The following is a 22,952-nucleotide window of genomic DNA, read 5'->3' on the forward strand; positions in this document are numbered from 1 at the left end:
GAAGCGTGGCGCCGGCCGGCGCGCGCCGGGTGACAGGCGGCGGATAAAGGCGTTATACTTAAAAGGTCATAAGTATAGCCTTTAGTTTTTTAGGCCGTCATCGCCCCGCCGTCATCGGCACCACCAGGAGACCCCATGCCCGACGCCTTCATCTGCGACGCCCAACGTACCCCTTTCGGCCGCTACGGCGGCAGCCTGGCCGGCATCCGCGCCGACGACCTGGCGGCCGTGCCGCTGCGCGCGCTCGTCGCCCGCCATCCCGGCGTCGACTGGGAGGCGGTGGACGACGTGATCCTCGGCTGCGCCAACCAGGCCGGCGAGGACAACCGCAACGTCGCGCGCATGGCGCTGCTGCTGGCGGGCCTGCCGCAGGGCGTGCCCGGGACCACCGTCAACCGCCTGTGCGGCTCCGGCCTGGACGCGCTCGGCACGGCCGCGCGCGCGATCCGGGCGGGCGAGGCCGGGCTGCTGGTGGCCGGCGGCGTCGAGAGCATGAGCCGCGCGCCGTTCGTCGTGGGCAAGGCCGACAGCGCGTTTTCGCGCGCGCCCACGATGGAAGACACGACCATGGGATGGCGCTTCGTCAACCCGCGCATGCGCGCGCTGTACGGCGTCGACACCATGCCCGAGACGGCCGAGAACGTGGCCGCGCAATTCGGCATCGGCCGCGCGGACCAGGACCGGATGGCCTGCGCCAGCCAGGCGAAGGCGCTGGCGGCCCAGGCGGCCGGGCTGTTCGATGCCGAGATCGCGCCGGTCGCCGTGCCGCAGAAGAAGGGCGAGGCCATCGTGGTGGCGCGCGACGAGCATCCGCGCGCCACCACCATGGAAGCGCTGGCCAGGCTCAAGCCGGTCGTGCGGCCGGACGGCACCGTCACGGCCGGCAACGCGTCCGGCATCAACGACGGCGCCGCGGCGCTGCTGCTGGCCGGGGAAGCCGCCGCCGCCAGGCACGGCCTGGCGCCGCGCGCCCGCGTGGTGGCCATGGCCACGGCCGGCGTGGCGCCGCGGCTCATGGGCATCGGCCCGGTGCCGGCCACGCGCAAGGTGCTGGCCCTGGCGGGCCTGCGCCTGGCCGACATGGACGTGATCGAGCTGAACGAGGCGTTCGCCGCCCAGGGGCTGGCCGTGCTGCGCCAGCTCGGCCTGGCGGACGACGACCCGCGCGTCAATCCGAACGGCGGCGCGATCGCGCTCGGGCACCCGCTCGGCGCTTCCGGCGCGCGCCTGGCCATGGCGGCGGTGAACCAGTTGCACCGCCAGGGCGGGCGCTATGCCCTGTGCACCATGTGCATCGGCGTGGGGCAGGGGATCGCGCTGGTGCTGGAACGCGTGTAGTCCACCGGGCCGGCCCGCCTGGCGCCGGCCTGTTCTTCGATCCATAAAAGCCAATAGGTCAATTGATTGACCATAGGAGACAGCATTGAACACACCGTATCTCGCGGCGGCCGTCCTGGCCGCCCTGGCCGCCCTTGCCAATCCCGCCCGGGCGCAATCGTCCGTGTCGATCTCCGGCATGCTCGACGTGGGCCTCGTGCATGAATCCGGCGGCGTGGCCGGCGCTGCCACCAAGGTCACCAGCGGCGTCGAGAAGGGCTCGCGCCTGCTGTTTCGCGGCAGCGAGGACCTGGGCGGCGGCACCAGCGCGATCTTCCTGCTGGAGTCCGGCTTCCAGGCCGACAGCGGCACGCTCGGCCAGGGCGGCCTGCTGTTCGGCCGCCAGGCCTACGTGGGGCTGGCCAGCCGCAACCGGGGCACGCTGCTGCTGGGGCGCCAGTACACGCCGAACTACGTCACCATGGCGACCGTCGGCGATCCCTTCGCCGCCGGCCTGGCGGGCGTGTTTTCCAGCGTGTTCGCCAATTCCGGCGGGCGCATGAACAACACGGTCAAGTACCTGACGCCGCGCGTGCGGGGCTGGGGCGCGGAATTCGCCTACGGCGCCGGCGAGGTGGCCGGCAGCACCCGCACCGGCAGTTCGGCCGGCGCCGCGCTGGGCTATTCCGCCGGCCGCCTGAACGCGCGCCTGGGCTACCACTACCGCAACAACGACACCGCGACGGCGCAGGGCCGCAGCCCGGCGCGCAACGTCCTGCTGGCGGCGAACTACGACTTCACGCGGATCAAGGCCTACTTCGCCTACGGCATCAACCGCGGATTGAACAGCGCCCAGCTGCCCGCCGCCAACGCCTACCGCGCCGCGGTGGCGCCCGTCGCCAGCACCGACAGCCGCGACCTGCTGCTCGGCGCCACCGTGCCGCTGGGCGCGGGCAAGCTGATCGCGTCGACCATCCACAAGGACGACCGCGGCCGCGCCGACCAGGACGCGTCCCTGTACGCGCTCGGCTACGTCTACTACCTGTCCAAGCGCACCGACCTGTACGTCGCCTACGGCTACATCGACAACCGCAACGGCGCCGGCTACGTCGTCAATTCGGCGATCGACGTGGGCACCGGCAACCGCGCCTTCAACCTGGGGATGCGCCATGTCTTCTGACGCAAGCGCCGCGCGCATCGTGTCGGCCACCCTGCGCCCGTGCAGCCAGGCGCTGAGCGACCCGGACTGGAAATTCGCGCGCGCCACCGTGCCGCGCCTGGACGGCTGGGTCGTCGTGCTGGAAGACGGCGCCGGCGTGCGCGGGCTGGGCTATGCGCACGCGATACCGGCCATCACCGACGTGGGCGACGGCGTCGCGGCGGCGCTCGCCTTCCTGCTGCCGCTGCTGCCGGGCCGGGCGCCGGCCGCGCTGAACGGGATCATGCGCGACGTCGATGCGCGCCTGGCCTTCGCCAACTCGGCCAAGGCCGCGATCGACATGGCGCTGCACGACCTGCTGGCGCGCCAGCTGGGCGTGCCGCTGCACGTGCTGCTGGGCGGCGCCGTGCGCGCCGCCGTGGCGCAGGCGCGCATCGTGCCGATCAAGGCGCCGGCCGCCATGGCCGCCCATGCCGCGCAGCTGGCGCAGCAGGGCTACCGGCAACTCAAGCTCAAGCTGGCCGGCGACGCGCTGGACGTGGCGCGCGTGGCCGAGGTGCGCGCCGCCGCCGGGGCGGACGTGGTGCTGACGCTGGATCCGAACCAGTCCTACGACGCCAAGCGGATGATGCGCGCCTTCGCGCGGATGGAGCGGCACGACATCGCGCTGATCGAGCAGCCGCTGCCGGCGGCCGACTGGGCCGGCATGAAGCTGCTCGCCGGCGCCCTGCCTCCGGCGATCGAGGCCGACGAGAGCGCGGCCACGCTGGACGACGTGCTCGGCCTGGTGAACGGGCGCGTGGTCGATGCGATCAACCTGAAGGTGACCAAGCTGGGCGGCCTGCGCAAGTTCGCGGCGGCGGCGGCCATCTGCGAGGCCGGCGGCGTGACCTGCCGGGTCGGCGCCACCTTCGGGCCGGCGCTGCTGCAGGCGGCCGCGCTGCACGCCGCGGCCTGCGTCGGCAGCCTGCCGCTCGGCTGCGAGCTGGCCGAGCACCTGCACCTGCGCGACGATCCGTTCACGCCGCTGCCGGTGGCGCAGGGCGAGATCGCCGTGCCGGACGGCGCCGGCTGCGGGGTCGCGTATGCGGACTGACGACGATGGCGCGGCGCGCCGGCGCGTGCTGCTGCCCACGGGCGACGCGCTGATCGACACGATCGTCGAGGGGCAGGGCGGGGCGGTCGTGCTGCTGCCGTCGTCGCAGCGCGGCAGCGAGGACTTCGACGAGGTCGCCGCGCGCATCGCGCGCGCCGGCCATCGCGTGCTGCGTCCGCAGCCGCGCGGCATCGGCGCCAGCAGCGGCGCGCTGGAAGGCCTGACGCTGCACGCGCTGGCGGCCGACGTCGCCGCCGTCATCCGCGCCTTCGGCGCCGGCCCGGCGATCGTGGTGGGCCATGCCTACGGCCATTACGTGGCGCGCGTGACGGCGCGCGATCATCCGCGCCTGGTGCGCGGCGTGGTCATGGCGGCCGCGGCCAGCGCGCACGCCGATCCGGGCCTGGCCGCCGCGCTCGACCTGGCCGCCGATGCCGGCCAGCCCGAGGCGCTGCGCCTGGCCGCCCTGCGCCGCGCTTTCTTCGCGCCGGGCAGCGATCCGCGGCCATGGCTGGCGGGCTGGCATCCGCACCTGGCGCCGGCCTACCGGGCCGCGGCCGCGACGCCGGCGCGCGCGCTGTGGACGGCAACGTGCCCTGCGCCGGTGCTCGACCTGCAGGCGGCCGGCGACCCGTGGCGCCCGCGCGCGAGCCTGCGCGAGGTGCAGGATGCGCTGGGCGCGCGCGCCAGCGTGGCGGTGATCGAGGGGGCCAGCCATTCGCTGTTCCCGGAACGGCCCGCGCGGGTGGCGCGGGCCATCGTCGACTGGGCCGCCGGCCTGGCGCGCTGAGCGAGGCCGGCGCGCGCCGCTCAGCGGCCCACGAAGACCGGCGCGCGCTTTTCCCGGAACGCCAGCTGCGCCTCGCGCGCATCCTCGGTCAGGCCGATCGCCGCCGTCATGTCCTGCTCGTAGCGGTAGCCGTCGCGCAGGCTCATGTCCTCGATCACGTTGAGCGTATGCTTGCCCATGCGCGTGGACACCGGGCTCTTGGCCGCAATGGCCGCCGCCAGCTCCAGCGCCGCCGGCATCAGTTCCTCCGGCGCCGTGCAGGCCTCGACGATGCCGAGGCGGTACAGTTCCTCGGCGCCGACGCGGTGGCCGGTCAGCGCCATGCGCCGCAGGCGCGAATGGCCGAACAGGCGCATCGCGTGGCTGCAGCCGCCCAGCAGGCCGACGTCGACCTCGGGCAGGCCGAGCACGGCGCGCTCCGAGGCGACCAGGATGTCGGCCGACGCCACCATCGCCAGGCCGGAACCGAGCGCGGCGCCGTTGATGGCGGCGACCACCGGCTTGGCGCATTCGCGGATGGCGTGGAAGCATTCGCGCGTGCGGCGCGCGTGCGCGCCCATGTCGCCCGGATGGCGGATGGTCTCGGCGCGGCCCTTCAGGTCGGCGCCGGCGCAGAACACCTTGCCGGCGCCGGTCAGCACCACGGCGCGGATGTCGGGCGTCTCGCCGATGATGTCGAGGGCCTGGGTCAGTTCGTCGTTCAGGGTGCGCGTCAGCGCGTTGACCGGCGGGCTGTCGAGGGTCAGGACGGCGACGTGGCCGTCCTGCCGGAAACGGAGTTGGGTGAATGCGATCATGCTGGTTCCTCGGTGGCGGGAAAGCCGTACAGCGCGGCGGGATTGTCGACCAGGATGCGCCGGCGCAGCGCCGCGTCGGGGACCCAGTCGTGGAACAGGTCGAGCAGGGCGCCGGCGTCGGGGGACCGCTCGCCCATGCGCACGTAGGGCCAGTCGGACCCCCACAGCAGGCGCGCCGGATTGGCCTGCAGCAGCGCGTCGTGGAACGGGCGCAGGTCCGGGTAGGCGGGCGCCTGCTGCGACACGCGGCACAGGGTCAGCTTGACCCAGGCGTCGCCCGCGCGCAGCGCCGCCAGCACGGCCTGGAAGGCCGGGTCGGCGAGTCCGCGCTCCGGCTTCAGGCAGGCCATGTGGTCGAGCACCACCGCCACCCCGGCCGCGCGCAGCTGCGGCAGCAGGCGCGGATAGTCGTCGACCGGCGCCCACAGCTGGGCGTGCAGGCCGACGCGGCGCAGCGCGGGCGCCATGGCCAGCAACTGGTCGATGCCGACGCTGCCGGCGTAGGGCGTGCCGTCCGGGGCGCGCATCTCCACGAAGCGCAGGCCGCGCACGCCGCCGTCGAACAGCGCGCGCAGCTGCGCCTCGCTCGCCGTGGCGTCGGCCACGGCCACGCCGCGCAGGCGGCCGCCGGACTGCACCAGCGCGTCCAGCAGCGCGGACGCGTCGTGGCCGTACGGCGCCGGCTGCACCAGCACGCCGCGCGCCGCGCCGAGGATGTCGAGCATCCCGCGGTGCAGCGCGGCGGGCGCCAGCGGCGGCGCGTAGCTGGGCGCGTGCGCCAGCGGGAAGCGCGCGTAGGGGCCGAACACGTGGGCATGGCTGTCGCAGGCGCCCGCCGGCGGCGCGTGGCGCGGCGCCTGCGGCATGCGCGGGGTCTCGGTCGCGGTCGGGACGTTCATGCCGCCACCGCCGGCAGTACCGTCAGCGCCGCGGCGCCGTCGGCGCCGGCGCACGCCAGCGGCGGCTGCGCGCCTTCGTCCGGCAGCGGGATCCGGTGCGCGTTCAGGGTCAGCGCCACCATCGAGTAGTAGCCGACGATGGCGGTCAGCTCGACGGTGCCGGCTTCGCCGAAGCGTTCCAGCACGGCCCGGTAGGCGGCGTCGCCGACGCTGCCGTGCTGCAGCAGCTGGCGCGTGTATTCGTAGACGGCGGCGTCGCCGGCCTCGTCGAACGCGGGCGCGCGCGCGACCTGCACGGCGTCGATGACGGCCTGCGGCAGGCCGGCGGCGCGCGCGTCGGCGGCATGGATGTACCATTCGAGCTGGCTGTTCCAGCGCCGCGCCGTGACCAGGATCGCCAGTTCGCTGCTGCGCGCCGGGATGCTGGTGCCGAAGCGCAGCAGCGCGCCCAGCTTCTGCCAGCGGTCGGCGAGGGCGGGGTTGTGCAGCGCCGCGCGCAGCGGCCCGACGAGGCGCGCGCGCGGGCCGCTGACGATGGCGTCGTAGACCGCGCGCTGTTCCGGGTTCATGCTGTCCGGATCGGGCAGCGAAATGCGCGGCATGGTGGATGGTGGGGACATGTGTTGCTCCGCCTTGTATCGATGGTGTATGGGAAAACGGATGGGTCAGATGATGCCGTCGCGCGCCAGCCGCGCGATGCGCGCCTCGTCGAAGCCCAGCTGGGCCAGCACCTCGGCGGTATGCTGCCCCAGCAGCGGCGGGGCGCGGTCGAATGCCAGCTGCGCCTCGGCGAAGCGCATCGGGCTGCGGATCTGCGGCACCGCGCCCGCGCTCGGGTGCGGCAGCGACATCAGCATGCCGCGGTGCCTGACCTGCGCATCCTCGAACACTTGCGGGATGGTGTTGATCGGGCTGCACGGCACGCCGGCCTCGTCCAGCAGCGCCGCCCATTCCTGCATGGGCCGTTCGCGGAACAGCGCGGTCATCAGCGGCAGCAGCGCGTCGCGGTTGCGCACGCGCGCGCCGTTGCTGGCAAAGCGCGCGTCGGCGACCCATTCCGGCCGGCCCGCCACGTCGCAGAAGCGGGCGAACTGGCCGTCGTTGCCGACGACCAGCACCACGTGGCCGTCGGCGCACGCGAACACGTCCTGCGGCTGGATGTTCGGGTGCTTGTTGCCGGCGCGCCGGGGCGTCTTGCCCGACACCAGGTAGTTCATGCCCTGGTTCGCGACCGAGCCGACCATCACGTCGAGCATGCCGATGTCGATGTAGTCGCCCTGGCCGGTCTCGGCCCGGCGCGCCAGCGCCGCCAGCACCGCCACCGACGTGTACATGCCGGTCATCAGGTCGACGATCGGCACGCCGACCTTCTGCGGGCCGCCGCCGGGCAGGTCGTCGCGCTCGCCCGTCACGCTCATCAATCCGCCCATGGCCTGGATCATGAAGTCGTAGGCGGCGTGGTCGGCCTTCGGGCCGTCCTGGCCGAAGCCGGTCACCGAGCAGTAGATCAGGCCCGGATTGATCTCCTTGAGGCTGGCGTAGTCCAGGCCGAAGCGGGCCAGCGTGCCGACCTTGTAGTTCTCCAGCAGGATGTCGGAGCGCGCCGCGAGCGCGCGCACGATCTCCTGGCCCTCGGCCGTGTTCAGGTCGACCGTCACGGACCGCTTGCCGCGGTTGGCCGACAGGTAGTAGCCGGATTCGCGGGTTTCGTTGCCGTCGGCGTCCTTCAGGAACGGCGGACCCCAGCTGCGGGTGTCGTCGCCGACGCCGGGACGCTCGACCTTGACGACGTCGGCGCCCAGGTCGGCCAGTACCTGCCCCGACCACGGGCCGGCCAGGATGCGGCTCAGATCGAGCACCTTGATGTGGGAAAGAGGACCTGCCATGTCGTACTCCTGTATGCGATGGGATGCGGCGGGCGCGGCCCGCCGTGGATGGGCGGCGCTCAGGCCTGGGCGTCGTCCGGGACGGTGGCCAGCACCGACGGCCGCTGCGCGAAGCCGGCATGCCAGCCGGCCAGCGCGGGATGCGCGGCGCGCCAGTCGAGGTCGGGGAAGCGGTAGTCGAGATAGGAGAGCATGCAGCCCACGCTGACGTGGCCGATGTCGAAGCCGTCCCGCGCCAGCGCCGCGGCTTCGTCCTCCAGCCGGGCGAGGCAGGCGTCGATCTTGGTGGCGAAGGCGGCCAGCCATTCGGGAAGCCGGCGCCCGGCGTCCTTCATGCGTTCCTGGCGCCACAGCAGCAGGATCGCCAGCATGCCGTCGGCCAGCGCCTGGCGCCGCAGCGCGGTCCAGCGCGCCGCGCCGGCCGGCGGGAAGAAGCCCGCGCCGCCGTGCAGGCCGTCGAGGTATTCGCAGATGACGGGCGAGTCGTACAGGACCTGGCCGTCGTCCAGCACCAGGGCGGGGATCTGGCTGAGCGGGTTGTCCCGCATCAGCGCGGGGTTCGGGACCGCGATCGCGGCCACCGAGCGGACCCGTTCGACCTGCGCATCCAGGCCGGTTTCCAGCAGCAGGATCGCGACCTTGCGGACGAAGGGCGACCGCGGGGACCAGTGTAGTTTCATGCCATTCCTTCTCGTTCGGGAAGCAACGGCATGGGCCGTCACTTCAGTTTGATGTCGAGGCGCACCACGTCGCCCCGGTAAATGCCTTGTCCAACGAATACCAGGCAGCCCTCGCTGTCCACGGCCGAGCGCGCGACGTGCGCGACCGGCGCGTTCAGCGGCAGCTCCAGCAGCTCGGCCAGCGCCGGGTCGGCCGACCCCAGCGTCAGCGTCTGGTGCGCGGCCGCGATCTCCAGGCCCGGCAGCTCGCGCAGGATGCGCATCGACGTCTTGGTCTCGAACGACTCCGGCGCGATGCGCGCGCACACCCGTTCGTCGATGTAGACGTCGCCCAGGTAGTAGGGCTTGCCGTTGCGCCAGTGGCGCCGCCGCCAGTGCTGGTAGAACGGCGCCATCGCGCCGATCTGCGGATCCGGCGGCGCCGGCGCGCGCCGCTCGCCGCGCGTCAGGATCTCGATCGTCACGCCTTCCGGCGCGATCAGCTGGCCCGACCAGTCCGACGCCACCTCGCACCAGAACTGTTCCTGCGGCTTGCCGGTCACGAACGTGCCCTTGGCGCGGTAGCGCGCGATCAGCTTTTCGTCCTCCAGCAGGTCGAGCGCCTGGCGTACCGTCGCGCGCGCCACCTGGCATTCGACGGCCAGTTCGTCCACCGTCGGGATCTGCTGCCCCACCCGCCATTCGCCCGCCTCGACGCGGCGCCGGAACAGGCTGGCCAGCTGCACGTAGCGGGGCACCGCGCTGCGGCTGAAATCGATGGCCGTCGCGCCTGGAATATGTGCTGTCTTCATCAACGTTCTCTCTTGGTTGGCATAACACCCGATACGGTATTATCGCCTAATCAGTTGATGAACCAGCTTTTTGACTTATTCGCTCGTCAACTCCCCTTGTAGCGTGGCGGCCGCTTGTCCAGGAAGGCACGCATGCCCTCGCGCTGGTCGGCGCTGTCGAACAGCAGCTGGAACGCCTTGCGCTCGAGCAGCAGGGCCGTCTCCAGCGGCGCGTCCTGGCCCTGCTGCACCACTTCGCGGATCGCGCGCACCGCCAGCGGCGGCATGGCGGCGACGGTGCGCGCCAGCGCGCGGGCCCGCTCCAGCGCGGCGCCGTCCGGGCACAGTTCGGACACCAGGCCGAACGCCCAGGCGTCGCGCGCCGCGATCGGTTCGCCCGTCAGCATCATGCGCAGCGCCTGGTACTTGCCGATCGTGCGCAGCAGGCGCTGGGTGCCGCCGGCGCCGGGCATGATGCCGACCCGGATTTCCGGCTGGCCGAAGCGCGCGCCCTCGGCCGCCACGATCATGTCGCAGGCCAGCGCCAGCTCGCAGCCGCCGCCCAGCGCATAGCCCTCGACCGCGGCGATCACCGGCTTGGCGCTGTGGCGCAGGGTCGTGAACACCCGGTCGGTGGCCTGCAGCGTGTGGCTGGTCGGCGTCATGCCGGCCATCTCGTCGATGTCGGTGCCGGCCACGAAGTAGCCGCCGGCGCCGGTCAGCACGATGACCCGCGCCCGTTCGTCGGCGCCCAGCGCCAGCACGGCGTCGGTCAGGCGCTGCTTGACGTCCAGGTTGAGCGCATTGCGCCGGCGCGTACGATCGATCGTGACGACGGCCACGCCGTCGTCGTCCACGCTCCAGCCGACCGGCGCCGTGGCCTGCGGCGCGCTCATGCCGCACGCTCCGGCGCGGCGGCGGGCGCGTGGAAGGGCTGGCCGGCCAGCGCGCGCCGCAGCAGCAGCGGGCTGGTGCGGTAGCGGTCCTCGCCGTACGCGGCGGCCAGGTTGGCCAGCACGCGCTGCAGCGGCGCCGGGCCGACCAGGTCGGCCCAGGCCAGCGGCCCGCGCGGGTAGTTGACGCCGCCGGTCATCGCCAGGTCGGTGTCGGCCGCGCTGGCGATGCCTTGCTGGACCACGTCGGCGGCCTCGTTGGCGAGCATCGCCACCGTGCGCATGACCACGAGCCCGGGCGCGTCGTCGACGACGGCCACCTGCTTGCCCAGGGCCTGGAAGAAGCCGACCGCGGCGTCCAGCGCGCCGGCCGGCGCCTGGTCGGCCACGGCGACGGCGATGACGGCGGCGCCGGCATAATCGAAGGCCAGGTCGAACACGACGGCGGCGTCCTGTGGGTCCGCGGCCAGGCGCCGGGTCGCGCCGCGGCCGTCGGTCAGCGCCAGCGCCACGCCGTCCACCCGCAGCAGGGCGCGCGCGCCGGGAACGTGGCGCACGGCCAGGCCGGCGTCGGCCGCCAGCCGGGCCAGCGGCGCGGCCACGCCGAGGTCGCCCTCGACGACGACGGCGGACGGCCGGGGCGCCGGCGCCGCCAGCACCGGCGCGGGGCGCGCCGCGTCGTCGCCGTAGCGGTGGAAGCCCCGTCCGCTCTTGCGGCCGAGCCAGCCCGCGTCGACCAGTTCCCGCTGCAGCAGCGACGGCTTGTAGCGCGGATCCTGGTACAGCGCGTCGTAGACGGACCTGGTGACGGCGTAGTTGACGTCGTGCCCGATCATGTCCATCAGCTCGAAGGCGCCCATGCGGAAGCCGCCGCAGTCGCGCAGGATGGCGTCCAGCGTCGCGGCGTCGGCGGCGCGCTCGGCCAGCAGGCGCAGCGCTTCGCCGTAGAAGGGACGCGCCACGCGGTTGACGATGAAGCCGGGCGTGGACGCGCAGCGCACCGGCACCTTGTTCCAGGCGCGCGCGGTGGCGAACAGGGTGTCGGCCACGGCCGGATCGGTGGCCTTGCCGCTGACGATCTCCACCAGCGGCAGCACTGGCGCCGGGTTGAAGAAGTGCAGCCCGGCCACCCGCGCCGGACGGCGCAGGCGCGCGCCGAGCGCGGTCACCGACAGCGACGAGGTGTTGGTGGCGACGATGGCGTCGTCGTCCAGCACGGCCTCGACCTCGGCCAGCACGCGCGCCTTGACGTCGATGTCCTCGACGATCGCCTCGATCACGAGGGCGGCGCCGGCCAGGTCGGCGACGCCGCCGGCCCGCACCAGCCGCGCCATGCGGGCGGCGTGGGTGGCGGCGTCGATCCGGCCCTTGTCGCGCAGGCGCCGGTAGGCGGCGTCGATCGCGCCGATGCCGCGCTCGAGCGCGGCGGGCGCGGCGTCGTACAGGGCGACCCGGTGGCCGGCGTCGAGGGCGACCTGGGCGATGCCGCTGCCCATGGCGCCGGCGCCGATGACGGCGATGAAGTCTTGTGGTGTCAGTGCGTTCATGGAAATGCCTGGTGGATCGTTGGTTTCGGTCGATGGGTCAAGCGGCGGCGCGCCGTTCGCCCAGCGCGTCCGGCTTGACGCCGACGAGCAGGGTCACCGCGCCGAACAGCATCAGGGCGGCGAAGTAGTACTGCCCCATGGCCAGGCTGCCGGTGGTGGCGGACAGCCAGCCCACCAGCATCGGGCTGAACACGCTGCCCACGCCGGCGAAGGTGCTCAGCAGGGCGATGCCGCCGGCCGCGGCCTTGCCGGTCAGGAAGGACGAGGGCAGGGTCCAGAACGGCCCGGTCAGGCCCAGGGTGCCGGCCGTCGCCAGCGTCAGCGCCAGCATCGACAGCGGCACGCTGCCCTGCACCGACGGCAGCGCGGCCCAGCCGAGCGCCGCCAGCAGGGCGGGGATGGCCACGTGCCAGCGGCGTTCGCCGGTGCGGTCGGAGTGGCGCGCATTCAGGAACTGGACCACCAGGGCGATCAGGAAGGGGATCACCGACAGCGCGCCGATGCTCATCACGTTCTCGATGCCGGACTTGCGGATCACGGTCGGCAGCCAGAAGAACACGCCGCCGGTGCTGACCAGCACCGCCACGCCCATCCCCGCCAGCCAGTACAGGCGCGGATTGGCCAGCGCGGCCAGGAACGAGTGTTCGCCGCCCTCGCGCCGCGCCGTGTGGCGCGCCAGGTCCTCGGCGATGATCTGCTTCTGGCGCGCGCTCAGCCAGCGGCTGTCGGCCGGGCCGTCCTGCAGGTAGTACCAGGCGACCACGCCCAGCAGGCAGGCCGGCGCGCCCTCGATGATGAACATCCACTGCCAGCCCTTCATGCCGGCCACGCCTTCGAAGGCGTGCATGATGGCGCCCGAGAGCGGGCCGCCGATCATGCCGGCGAGCGGGATCGACGCCGTGAACAGCGCGTTGAAGCGGGCGCGCCGGTTCAGCGGCACCCAGTAGGTGAGGTACAGCAGCATGCCCGGGAACATGCCGGCTTCGGCCGCGCCCAGGAAGAAGCGCATCAGGTAGAAATGGGTCGAGGTCTGCATGAAGGCCATGGCGGTCGAGAACAGGCCCCACAGCAGCATGATGCGCAGCAGGGTGCGGCGCACGCCCGACTTGTGCAGCACCATGTTGCTGGGCACTTCGAACAGGATGTAGCCGACGTAGAAGATGCCGGCGCCGATGCCGTAGATGGCATCGTTGAAGCCCAGGTCGGCGATGAAGTGCAGCTTGGCGAACCCGATGTTGGCGCGGTCGATGAACGACACCACGTAACACAGCATCAGGAATGGCATGATGCGCCACAGTACCTTGCGGTAGGTGGCGTCGGCCTCCCGCTCGCGCAGGACCTGGTCGGCGGTGCGCGCCGGCGCGCCGGCGGTTGAATCGGCTACTGACATGTTGTCTCCAGAATGGTCGTTATTGTCTTGGTCGTTCCCGGCCCGGCGGACCGGATGCAGCAGTGATGAAAGTATTATAGGTCAGGTTTATGGCCTATACAAGCGCATCGAGTCGTGTCCGTGGATGCGACAGTACCTGCGAGGGCCGGCATCGGCGTCGCGGGCCGGCCCGTCGCAGTCAATCGGCGAGGAAGTGCTCGATTTCGTCGCCGTCGAACGACGCGATGACGGTGCGCTGTGCCAAGGCTTCCGCTTCCAGCTTGGCGACCAGGGCATCGATGCGCTTGTTCTCGTCGTCGAGGAGCGACAGTTCCAGCTTCCGCTTGTCCGTCAGCGTGCCTTGCTTGATCGCCTTTTTGTGTTTTTCCAGGTAGTCGCGCAGCTTCTTTTTCGCGGTAGTGATGCCCCATGTGAGCGCGGGTTCCGGTTGGTAGGCATGCGCTACCGAAGGGGCTTGGTGGAAGGAGGGATCTTCGGCTGTCGGATCCGGATGGATGATGACGTGCTTCTCGTCGACGAGAACGGCCGCGGTCTTGATGCGCGCATCATGGACGTCATGGAGGATGTTGGATAGCGAATACAGCGTGCGCATGCGCCAGGAGCCGGTCTCGAAATCCGCGTTCCTGTAGTGCGTGATCAGGCTATCGATATCGTCGCGCAAGGCCCTGGTCTTCTGGAACGCCGACAGGAGATTTTCCTTGTGCGGCAGGTACAACTGCAGCAATCCGGCAAGCTGCTCTCCCAGGTCCGCATTGTCGTTCGCGAAGACTTGAAACGCCTGCCGGCCCTGCTCGGCAGTCAGCGGCTGCGCGAGCCAGGCCGCGTAGCTATCCTTTATGGCGGCGATGCCCTGTTCGAAGCCGGACGACAACGAGGTGAAGTCGGTCGCGGCTTCGCAGAAGGCGTCGAAGACTGGGATCCTGGGCGCTTCGGACACCATGACGGCGTCGTCGGCATCCTGCGCGGGGAGGGTCGCGCCTTGCAGCTTGTTCGCCAGTTCCATGCCCGACGTCATGACCTTGCCAGCGGTCTTCCAGTGCTCTTCCAGGAGTCCCACACTGTTGTACCATTGTTCGAAGCGCAGGCATAGCGCAACCAGCGCCCTGTCGCTGTCGGGCAATCCCGCCTTGCCGGCCTCGACCATTTTATCGCCGAGAAACGCCAGCAAGTTTTCCCGTTCCTTCCGGCGCGCGCTCGCTTCCAGCAGCTCCAGTTCGTCGTTGATCACTTCCAGGTCCTCGCACCATCCCATGTAGCGGTCTTCCGCCTCGTCGGCATCGAATTCTTCCAGGTGGAAGGTGTTAATCGACTCCACCAAGTCGTTCAACTGGTTGTAATACATCTGGCGCGCCGCCTCGCGCATGTCGTTGCTGATCTTGATCTTGGCTTTCATGTAGTCCTGCAGCGAAGCCTGCAAGGCGAGGTAGTGCGCCCCCACCGGTGCCACGGACAGCGGCGGCCACGACTGGACGTTGGCGGACGAGGTATAGCCGGTGGTCGGCGGCGTGCCCATGGTCGTGCCGCTCACCCTTTGAAAACTGCCTACGAGTTCTTGCGACCATGCCAGGATGCAGTCTTGCGACAGCGCAGAAAATTCCGCCAGCGGCGACGCGCTGAATGCCAGCCAGCGCATCGCCTCGGTCGAGTTTTCGAACGGGGAGGGCGCCTGCCACAGATTGCGCCTGGGACTGTCGTCGTACGCGGCCTGGCAATACTCCGCCAGGTCTTTCTGGGTGGTCTCGCCGCTGTGCTGGTCCGCCTTCAACGCCTTTATCCTGTCGACGATCCCGGACAGCACCTGCTGCAGTTTCTCGCTGCCGACGATGTCATGGCAGGCCAGGATGAACATGGAGCGCAGGAACGCGATATGCCGGTGGCGCGCGGTGACCAGATCGACCCGGTTCAGGCCCAGCGCCCTGATCATCATGCCGACCCGCGCCCCGACGACGCTGACCCTTTCGTCGACGACGCTGACCGCTTCGCCGGTCACGACGTCGAAGGCAAGGTAGGCGCGCGGATTCTCGACCGCCGGATCGATCAGGACGGCATTTTCTTCGAGGTTCGTTTCCACGTCCTCGCCGACCTGCAGGCGGTTGGATGGCGCGATCAGGCCTTCCACCGCGGGCATCAGCGCGAAATAGGTGCCCTTGTAGGTCTCGTTGCACATGTCGCAGGCCAGGAACAGGTTGCGCCAGTCGTAGGCCAGCCAGAAGTAGCCCAGGCCGGCCTGGGACTCGCCGGAGTACTTGGCCTTGGGACGGAAGTGCTCCACGTCGCCGTGGCTGACGCTCAGGATGCGGGTTTCGCAGTAGGCGCATTTGCCGAAGTGGGTTTGCACCAGCTGGTTCTTGACTTCGGCGGACCGGTAGGCCGCGGTGATGTAGATCGTGTCGCTCGCGGCCTTGTCTGTCTTGTGCGCCGACGAAACCTTGGTCTTGTCCTTATGCTTGCCGTGGATGGCCAGATTCTCTTGCGTCAACGTCGCGTTCAACGCGTCGAGTTCGTCCGGTGCCGGACCCTTGTCGATCCTGATCATGGTGCGGTGCTCCTGTGCTGGTTGCCGTGCACCGCCAGCAGGCGCGTGCGCGTGGATTCATCGTGTTCGCCGGTCTGCCCCGGGCCCTCGTGCGCCTGGAGCGCGCGCAGCGCTTGCTGCGTCGGAGCATCGATCGTGCCGCTGATCTCGGGGATCGCATCGCTTCCGTCAGCGGATCGATCGTGCGCAGGCTGACACCGAATGTCCGCTGCAACGGCGCGTCGGGACGCACGAAGCCGTCGAGCATGCCGTCGGCGTCGAGGAAGCCGGGCATCCGGGTGCCGGGTGGATAAGCATGCAAAGTCAAGGGTGAGCGGTAGCGCAGGCGCGCGCGGGCAAGATTGTTGCATTTCCAGCAGATTTTGCAAGCCGCCGGCCCGGGCAGCGCCGTGCCATCGTTGGTTGACCGGATGTTGCACTTCCGCCCAAAAACTGTTGACCTCCCCACCAACTCCGTTTAGCATTCCGTGATACCGGTATCATAGCGTGCGCGAGCCCAGCCATCCGACCGGCCCGGCAACCGTATCCATCCACGTTTCATCCAAGACGACGAGGAAATCATGAGCATGAGGAGCAGTCCGCGCCTGGTGGCGGCCATCGCCCGCACGACCCTGGCTTGCGCACTGGCGGCCGCCGGAGGCGCGCACGCCGCCGCCATCGAGGCGAGTCCGGCGAACGCGGCGAACAAGCACATCTACGTGGGGCAGTACGACATCTACACCAACCTGTGGGGGATCGGCGGCGCGGGTTCGGGCTGGTACGAGTACATGTACACGAATTCGACGACGGCGCCCTCGAATGCGGGCTGGAAGTGGTCCGGCTTCGCGGGCGACACCACGACCGTCAAGTCCTACCCGAGCATCCGCAAGGGCGGCAGCAATGCGCAGAACGATCCGGCCGTCTCGGGCCTGCCGTACCAGTTCGGCGACAATACCAGGGACGTCGACGTGCTGTGGTCGTTCGCGCCCAGCGGCTACGACGGCACCGGCAACGTCTCGGGCACCTACAACCATGCGATCGACGTGTTCTTCCACGCGGGCACCGTGTTCGACCGCGCTTACCTGAAGGCGGAGATCATGGTCATTCCCGAGTCCTCGTCGGCGTCGCAGACGCAGGGCTGGGGCATCCGGGACGCGACGCCCTTCGTCATCGACGGCGAGACCTGGGACGTCTGGCACGCCACGATGAGTTCCCACGGCTACAGCTGGCCGGTGATGCAGTTCCGCAAGCGCGTGATGGCCCGCTACTTCAACAAGAACCTGCGGCATTTCTTCGCCGAGGCGGCCCGGCGCCGGCCCGACGTGTTCCTGCCGGCCTACTACGTCTCGATGGTCGAGGCGGGAACGGAAGTGAAGTCGGGGTCCGGCAAGGTCCACGTCAACAGTTATGAAGTGAACGTCCATTGAGACGGGACGCCGGTCCTGATACCGGTATCAAAATCAATCACCAGGAGACCACATGTTCGTCCTTTCCCGCATGCTCGGCGCGGCCGCATGCGCCCTCGCCCTGAGCTGGCAAGCGCCGGCCGCCGCCCAGGCGCCCGCCCAGCCCGCCGCAACGCCGGCACCGGCGCCGCTGCTGCAGAACGCCTACGGCCGCCAGCACCTCAGCCTGAACGGGCGCTGGAACTACATCATCGACCCGTACGAGATGGGCTACTACGACTACCGGCGCCAGCCCTTCGACGCCTCGCCGAGCGGCAAGGGCGGGTTCTACGAGGACCTCAAGCCGAAGAACAAGGGCGAATGGGTCGAGTACGACTTCGACCTGGCGCCGACGCTGAACGTGCCGGGCGACTGGAATTCCCAGGCCGAGAAGCTGTCGCTGTACGAAGGCACGGTGTGGATGCGCCAGGTGTTCCAGGCCGAGCCGAAAGCGGATAAACGGTATGTGCTGTACTTCGGCGCCGTCAACTACGAGGCGCACGTCTACCTGAACGGCAAGAAGCTGGGCACGCACAAGGGCGGCTTCACGCCGTTCCAGTTCGACGTCGGCGGCAAGTTGAACAAGGGCCGCAACGTCGTCATCGTCAAGGCCGACAACACGCGCCACCAGGACGAGATCCCGACCGTGAACACGGACTGGTGGAACTACGGCGGCATCACGCGCGACGTCATGCTGGTCGAGCTGCCGGCCACCTATATCGCCGACTACAAGGTGCAGCTGGCCAAGGGCGACCCGAAGCGCATCGACGTGGCCGTGCGCGTCGACGGCGCGCAGCCGGCGCAGGACGTCGTCGTCGAGATTCCCGAGGCCGGCATCAAGGCCAGTGCCCGTACCGACGCGGGCGGGCGCGCCGCCTTCAGCATCCCGGCACGCGCGCTGCGCTACTGGTCGCCGGAAGACCCGAAGCTGTACCGGGTGCGCATCGCGGCCGGGCCGGACAGCGTCGAGGACCGCATCGGCTTCCGCACCATCGAGACGCGCGGCAAGGACATCCTGCTGAACGGGAAGTCGATCTTCCTGCGCGGGATCTCGCTGCACGACGAGAACCCGCTGATCCCGGGCCGCCTGCGCGGCGAAGGCGACATGCGCATGATGCTGCAGTGGGCCAAGGAACTGAACGCCAACTACGTGCGCCTGGCGCATTATCCGCACAGCGAGCGCATGGTGCGCCTGGCCGACGAGATGGGCCTGCTGGTGTGGGCCGAGGTGCCGGTGTACTGGACCATCTCGTGGAACAACCCGGACACCTACCGCAACGCCAGCAGCCAGCTCACCGACCTCGTGGTACGCGACAAGAACCGCGCCAGCGTGATCGTCTGGTCGATCGGCAACGAGACGCCGGTCAGCGCGCCGCGCAACGCCTTCATGGGCCGCCTGGCCGACACGGTGCGCGGCCTGGACGACACCCGCCTGGTGGCGGCCGCGCTGGAAGTGCACCGCGAGGGCAAGAACGTGGTGGTGCAGGATCCGCTGGCCGACAAGCTGGACCTGGCCAGCTTCAACGAGTACGCCGGCTGGTACTGGAGCAGCACCAAGGACATGCTGAACTACCGCTTCGACATCAAGTACGACAAACCGGTCGTGATCACCGAGTTCGGCGCCGACGCGCTGGGCGGCTACCACGCCGACGACGAGACCCGCTGGAGCGAGGAATACCAGGCGCTCATCTACCGCAACCAGTTCAGGATGCTGACGGCGATTCCCGGCCTGCGCGGCATGACGCCCTGGGTGCTGGCCGATTTCCGCTCGCCGCGGCGCCAGCATCCGTACTTCCAGGACTTCTGGAACCGCAAGGGCCTGGTCTCGGAGACCGGGCAGAAGAAGAAGGCCTTCCAGGTGCTCAAGGACTTCTACGACGAGATGCAGAAGACGTACAAGTGAAGCGGACCATGACGACGAACGTGAACAAGGCGCTGCTGCTGGCGGCGCTGGCATCGGTGGCCGCCGGCGCCATGGCGCAGGACGGCGACGTCGCGCGCCGGGTCGAGGACCTGATGCGGCGCATGACGCTGGAAGAGAAGGTCGGCCAGCTGCACCAGCTGTCGGGACGCCAGATGACGGGACCCGGCAGCGAGAAATTCGCCGACAAGCTGGCCGACATCCGCGCCGGCAGGGTCGGCTCGATGTTGAACGTCAAGGGCGTGGCCGAGACGCGCGAGATCCAGGCGCTGGCGCTGCAGTCGCGCCTGAAGATCCCGCTGCTGTTCAGCCTCGACGTGATCCACGGCTACCGCACCGTGTTCCCGGTCCCGCTGGGCGAGGCGGCGTCGTGGGACCTGGACGCGATCCGCGAATCGGCGCGCGTCGCCGCCAGGGAAGCCGCCGCCAGCGGCATCCACTGGACCTTCGCGCCGATGGTCGACATCGGCCGCGATCCGCGCTGGGGCCGGGTGATGGAGGGCGCCGGCGAGGATACCTACCTCGGGTCGCAGATCGCGGTGGCGCGGGTCCAGGGTTTCCAGGGACCGAAGCTGGGCGCGCTCGACCGCGTGATGGCCACCGCCAAGCACTTCGCCGGCTATGGCGCGGCGATCGCCGGGCGCGACTACAACGCGGTCGACATGAGCGAGCAGCAGCTGCACGAGGTCTACCTGCCGCCGTTCAAGGCGGCGGCGGACGCGGGCGTCGCCACCTTCATGAACGCGTTCAACACACTCAACGGCGTGCCGGCCACCGCCAGCGCCGTCCTGCAGCGCGACATCCTGAAAGGGCAGTGGGGCTACCGCGGCTTCGTCGTCAGCGACTGGGCGTCGATCAAGGAGCTGGTCGAGCACGGGCATGCGGCCGACCTGTCCGAGGCGGCGCGCCAGGCGATCGAGGCCGGCAGCGACATGGACATGGAGGGCTATGCCTACAGCCGCCACCTGGCCGCGCTGGTCGCGGGCGGCAAGGTCAAGCAGTCGGTGCTGGACGACGCCGTGCGGCGCGTGCTGACCAAGAAGTTCGAGATGGGCCTGTTCGACGATCCCTACCGCTTTTCCGACGCGGCCCGCGAGCGCGCCGTGCTGGCGGATCCTTCGCATGCGCGCATCGCGCGCGACGTGGCGCGCAAGTCGCTGGTGCTGCTCAAGAACGAGGGCCAGGCGCTGCCCTTCGCCAAGGACGTCGGGTCGCTGGCCGTGATCGGGCCGCTGGCCGATGCGCGGCGCGACCTGGAGGGCGGCTGGATCGTCCAGTCCGATCCGCAGCGGGTGGTGAGCATCCTCGACGGCATCCGCGGCCAGGTGGCGCCGGGCATGCGCCTGGTCGTGGCCAAGGGCTGCGACGTGGCGTGCACCGACACGTCGGGCTTCGCCGAGGCCGTCGCCGCGGCGGGCCGGGCCGACGCGGTGCTGCTGGTGGTGGGCGAATCCTGGGACATGAGCGGCGAGGCCAAGTCGCGCGCCGACCTCGGGCTGCCGGGACGGCAGGCGGCCCTGTTCGACGCGCTGGCCGCCACCGGCAAGCCGGTCGTCGTGGTGATCCTGGCGGGCCGGCCGCTGGTCTTCAATGGCGTGGCCGACCGGGCCGCCGCGATCCTGTACGCCTGGTTCCCCGGCGCCCAGGGCGGCAATGCGGTCGCCGACGTGCTGTTCGGCGACTACAACCCGTCCGGCAAGCTCCCCATGACCTTCCCGCGCAGCGTGGGCCAGGTGCCGATCTCCTACCAGCAGTACCGCACCGGACGGCCGGTGGTGAACGCCGCGAACGTCGTCTACCGCTCGGCCTACATCGATTCGCCCAACACGCCGCGCTACGCCTTCGGCCACGGCCTGAGCTACACCACCTTCGCCTACAGCGACCTGGTGCTGAGCGAGCCGGTCATGGGGCAGGGCGACAAGGTCGAGGTCAGCTTCACGCTGGCCAACACTGGCCGGCGCGCCGGCGAGGAGGTGGCGCAGCTGTACATCCGCGACCGCGTCTCCTCGATCGTGCGGCCGCTGATGGAGCTGAAGGGCTTTCGCAAGCTCAAGCTGGAGCCGGGCGAGCGGCGCACGGTGCGCTTCGTGATCGACCGCGACACGCTCGCCTTCACCGACGGCAAGTTGCGCCGGGTCGCGGAGCCGGGCGAATTCGACCTGATGATCGGCTCGGCGTCGGACGCGATCCGGCTGCGCGGCACCCTGACGCTGCGGGACTGAAGCGGTCGGCTGCACGCGACGTTCGCGCCGTGCCGGCCGCTTCGTTGCCGGCCGCCGGGCATGCACGCGTCACGCGTGGGCAGCGCATGGGCAGCGTGGTCATTGGCCGGACGGGTGGCGCTGCCCACCCTACGGCTGCGCGATTGAACCGGGGACTGCGGGTGGCGTGTGGCGCAGCCGCCCACCAGAGGCGCGCCCCCGCCAGGTTACCGCAACCATGGGGCCGGTGCTAAAATCGTCGCCATGGACAATCCGGAAACGAAATCGGCGGAAAAAGCGGCCGCACCGCGCAAGAGCCGCAAGGGCGCCACGCCCACGGTGCGCGACGTGGCGCGCCTGGCCGGCGTGGCGCCGATGAGCGTGTCGCGCGCGATGAACAATCCGGATGCGGTCTCGCCCGACATCCTGCAGCGCGTGCGCGACGCCGTCGAGCAGCTCGGCTACGTGCCCAACCTGCTGGCCGGCGGCCTCGCTTCCAAGAAGAGCCGCATGGTCGCCGCCGTCGTGCCCACGATCAGCGGCTCGGTGTTCCTCGAGATGGTGCAGGCCCTCACCGATGCGCTGGCCGCGCGCGGCTACCAGCTGATGCTGGGCCAGGCCGGCTACGAGAACTCGCGCGAGGACGCGCTGCTCGAGGCCATCATCGGCCGCCGCCCGGACGGCGTGGTCCTCACCGGCATCATGCGCTCCGAGCAGGGGCGCCGCCGCCTGCTCGCCAGCGGCATCCCCGTGGTCGAGACCTGGGACCTGACCGCCGACCCGATCGACATGCTGGTCGGCTTCTCGCACGAGAAGATCGGCAAGGCCGTGGCCGAGTACCTGCACCGCCTGGGGCGGCGCCGGATCGCCGCCATCAGCGCCGACGACGAGCGCGCGGTGCGGCGCAACCGGCATTTCGCCGAGACCGTGCTGGCGCTGCAGCCGGCGCTGGGCCAGGATCCCGCCGCCGTCCCCACCTGCATCGTGCCGGCCCCGACCTCGCTGGGCAGCGGCCGCGCCGGCCTGCGCGCGCTGCTCGCGCGCGATCCCGGCATCGACGCCGTGTTCTGCAGCTCCGACATGATGGCCCAGGGCGTGCTGCTCGAGGCGCTGGCCAGCGGCATCAAGGTGCCGCAGCAGCTGGCCGTCGTCGGCCTGGGCGACCAGTCCTTCTCGCGCGACCTGTATCCGCCGCTGACCACGGTGCGCATCGACGGCACCGCCATCGGCGCGACGGCCGCGCAACTGCTGATCGACCGCGCCGAAGGCAAGCCGGTCGACGAGCGCATCCGCGACGTGGGCTTCGTCATCGTCGAGCGCGGCAGTACCTGATTCCTGCGCCGCCCCGCGCCTGCGCATTCCTCGTCCGACCGTGCCGGCCTACCGGTCGCGGCGCATTCCCCTTGCAAAAAAATGGCGCTGTTCGCGTTAATTGTGTTCCCTGTCCAGCCGCTTGCCGAACTGGACCGCTGCCCGCAAGAGCAGCGCCGGCGTCGTCAGCCGCTTGTCGTCCAGCACTCGCTGCCAGCCCGAGTAGTCGATCAGGTAGCGGCTGGCCACGCCGCGAAAGCGCAGCAGCCAGGTCTTGAAACGGCTGTGCCAGCCGTTCACGTTCTGCAGGTGGATCGCGCCGCGCGTGCGGATGC

Annotated in this window: 19 protein-coding genes and 1 pseudogene; 9 read left to right on the forward strand and 11 right to left on the reverse strand. The window is 70.5% G+C overall.

The features are described 5' to 3' along the window. The first annotated feature begins 135 nt into the window (after positions 1-135). The 4 genes from pcaF to QZ749_RS02605 all read left to right on the forward strand — a co-directional run bounded on the left by pcaF (position 136) and on the right by QZ749_RS02605 (position 4,362). Positions 136-1,338 carry a 3-oxoadipyl-CoA thiolase gene (gene pcaF / locus QZ749_RS02590; RefSeq protein ID WP_296942956.1) on the forward strand — a complete coding sequence of 401 codons (1,203 nt, stop codon included), beginning with the start codon at positions 136-138 and terminating at the stop codon, positions 1,336-1,338. Between the two features lie 85 nt (positions 1,339-1,423). Continuing rightward, positions 1,424-2,497, forward strand: coding sequence for a porin (locus tag QZ749_RS02595; protein WP_296942958.1), 1,074 nt, complete (start codon positions 1,424-1,426; stop codon positions 2,495-2,497). Then, positions 2,487-3,572 carry a mandelate racemase/muconate lactonizing enzyme family protein gene (locus tag QZ749_RS02600; protein ID WP_296942960.1) on the forward strand — a complete coding sequence of 362 codons (1,086 nt, stop codon included), beginning with the start codon at positions 2,487-2,489 and terminating at the stop codon, positions 3,570-3,572. Before QZ749_RS02595 ends, QZ749_RS02600 begins: the two co-directional genes overlap by 11 nt. After that, entirely contained in the window at positions 3,562-4,362 is an 801-nt protein-coding gene (locus QZ749_RS02605; RefSeq protein ID WP_296942962.1) for an alpha/beta fold hydrolase, read from the forward strand. Before QZ749_RS02600 ends, QZ749_RS02605 begins: the two co-directional genes overlap by 11 nt. Before the next feature lie 20 nt (positions 4,363-4,382). Here QZ749_RS02605 and QZ749_RS02610 read toward each other — a convergent pair whose 3' ends face one another. The 10 genes from QZ749_RS02610 to QZ749_RS02655 form a co-directional block, all read right to left on the reverse strand. After that, a complete protein-coding gene (locus QZ749_RS02610) occupies positions 4,383-5,159 on the reverse strand; it encodes an enoyl-CoA hydratase/isomerase family protein (RefSeq protein ID WP_296942964.1) in 777 nt (258 codons plus the stop codon). Further along, complete coding sequence (locus QZ749_RS02615) at positions 5,156-6,058, reverse strand: amidohydrolase (protein ID WP_296942966.1); 903 nt, start codon at positions 6,056-6,058, stop codon at positions 5,156-5,158. Before QZ749_RS02615 ends, QZ749_RS02610 begins: the two co-directional genes overlap by 4 nt. Further along, a complete protein-coding gene (locus tag QZ749_RS02620) occupies positions 6,055-6,678 on the reverse strand; it encodes a carboxymuconolactone decarboxylase family protein (protein ID WP_307726645.1) in 624 nt (207 codons plus the stop codon). Before QZ749_RS02620 ends, QZ749_RS02615 begins: the two co-directional genes overlap by 4 nt. A gap of 45 nt (positions 6,679-6,723) precedes the next feature. Further along, on the reverse strand, positions 6,724-7,944 hold the full coding sequence (locus QZ749_RS02625) for a CaiB/BaiF CoA-transferase family protein (RefSeq protein WP_296942968.1): 1,221 nt from the start codon (positions 7,942-7,944) through the stop codon (positions 6,724-6,726). A 59-nt stretch (positions 7,945-8,003) separates the two neighbouring features. After that, a complete protein-coding gene (locus tag QZ749_RS02630) occupies positions 8,004-8,624 on the reverse strand; it encodes a glutathione S-transferase family protein (protein WP_296942970.1) in 621 nt (206 codons plus the stop codon). A 38-nt stretch (positions 8,625-8,662) separates the two neighbouring features. Then, the gene (locus tag QZ749_RS02635) at positions 8,663-9,415 is read right to left on the reverse strand and encodes a GntR family transcriptional regulator (protein ID WP_296942972.1); all 753 of its coding nucleotides are present in this window, start codon (positions 9,413-9,415) and stop codon (positions 8,663-8,665) included. An 86-nt stretch (positions 9,416-9,501) separates the two neighbouring features. Then, a complete protein-coding gene (locus QZ749_RS02640) occupies positions 9,502-10,290 on the reverse strand; it encodes an enoyl-CoA hydratase-related protein (RefSeq protein ID WP_296942974.1) in 789 nt (262 codons plus the stop codon). Then, a complete protein-coding gene (locus QZ749_RS02645; protein WP_296942976.1) occupies positions 10,287-11,834 on the reverse strand; it encodes a 3-hydroxyacyl-CoA dehydrogenase in 1,548 nt (515 codons plus the stop codon). Before QZ749_RS02645 ends, QZ749_RS02640 begins: the two co-directional genes overlap by 4 nt. Before the next feature lie 37 nt (positions 11,835-11,871). After that, positions 11,872-13,224 carry an MFS transporter gene (locus tag QZ749_RS02650; protein ID WP_296942978.1) on the reverse strand — a complete coding sequence of 451 codons (1,353 nt, stop codon included), beginning with the start codon at positions 13,222-13,224 and terminating at the stop codon, positions 11,872-11,874. Positions 13,225-13,402: 178 nt separating this feature from the next. Next, the gene (locus QZ749_RS02655) at positions 13,403-15,760 is read right to left on the reverse strand and encodes a hypothetical protein (protein ID WP_296942979.1); all 2,358 of its coding nucleotides are present in this window, start codon (positions 15,758-15,760) and stop codon (positions 13,403-13,405) included. 14 nt (positions 15,761-15,774) lie between these two features. On the opposite strand from QZ749_RS02655, the gene QZ749_RS02660 reads away from it, so the two are divergent. The 5 genes from QZ749_RS02660 to QZ749_RS02680 all read left to right on the forward strand — a co-directional run bounded on the left by QZ749_RS02660 (position 15,775) and on the right by QZ749_RS02680 (position 22,638). Beyond that, entirely contained in the window at positions 15,775-16,053 is a 279-nt protein-coding gene (locus QZ749_RS02660) for a hypothetical protein (RefSeq protein WP_296942981.1), read from the forward strand. A 267-nt stretch (positions 16,054-16,320) separates the two neighbouring features. After that, positions 16,321-17,166, forward strand: a complete 846-nt coding sequence (locus QZ749_RS02665; protein ID WP_296942983.1) for a hypothetical protein — start codon at positions 16,321-16,323, stop codon at positions 17,164-17,166. Positions 17,167-17,218: 52 nt separating this feature from the next. Further along, positions 17,219-19,087 (forward strand): glycoside hydrolase family 2 protein, encoded by a 1,869-nt coding sequence (locus QZ749_RS02670; RefSeq protein WP_296942985.1) that lies wholly within the window; start codon positions 17,219-17,221, stop codon positions 19,085-19,087. A gap of 8 nt (positions 19,088-19,095) precedes the next feature. Further along, a complete protein-coding gene (gene bglX / locus QZ749_RS02675; RefSeq protein WP_296942987.1) occupies positions 19,096-21,327 on the forward strand; it encodes a beta-glucosidase BglX in 2,232 nt (743 codons plus the stop codon). 243 nt (positions 21,328-21,570) lie between these two features. Continuing rightward, on the forward strand, positions 21,571-22,638 hold the full coding sequence (locus QZ749_RS02680; protein WP_296942989.1) for a LacI family DNA-binding transcriptional regulator: 1,068 nt from the start codon (positions 21,571-21,573) through the stop codon (positions 22,636-22,638). Between the two features lie 96 nt (positions 22,639-22,734). Here the strand turns inward: QZ749_RS02680 and QZ749_RS02685 are convergent. Then, positions 22,735-22,952: pseudogene (locus QZ749_RS02685) on the reverse strand (hypothetical protein); the annotation flags it as partial.

Source organism: uncultured Massilia sp., assembly GCF_913773735.1.
Taxonomy (GTDB): Bacteria; Pseudomonadota; Gammaproteobacteria; order Burkholderiales; family Burkholderiaceae_D; genus Telluria.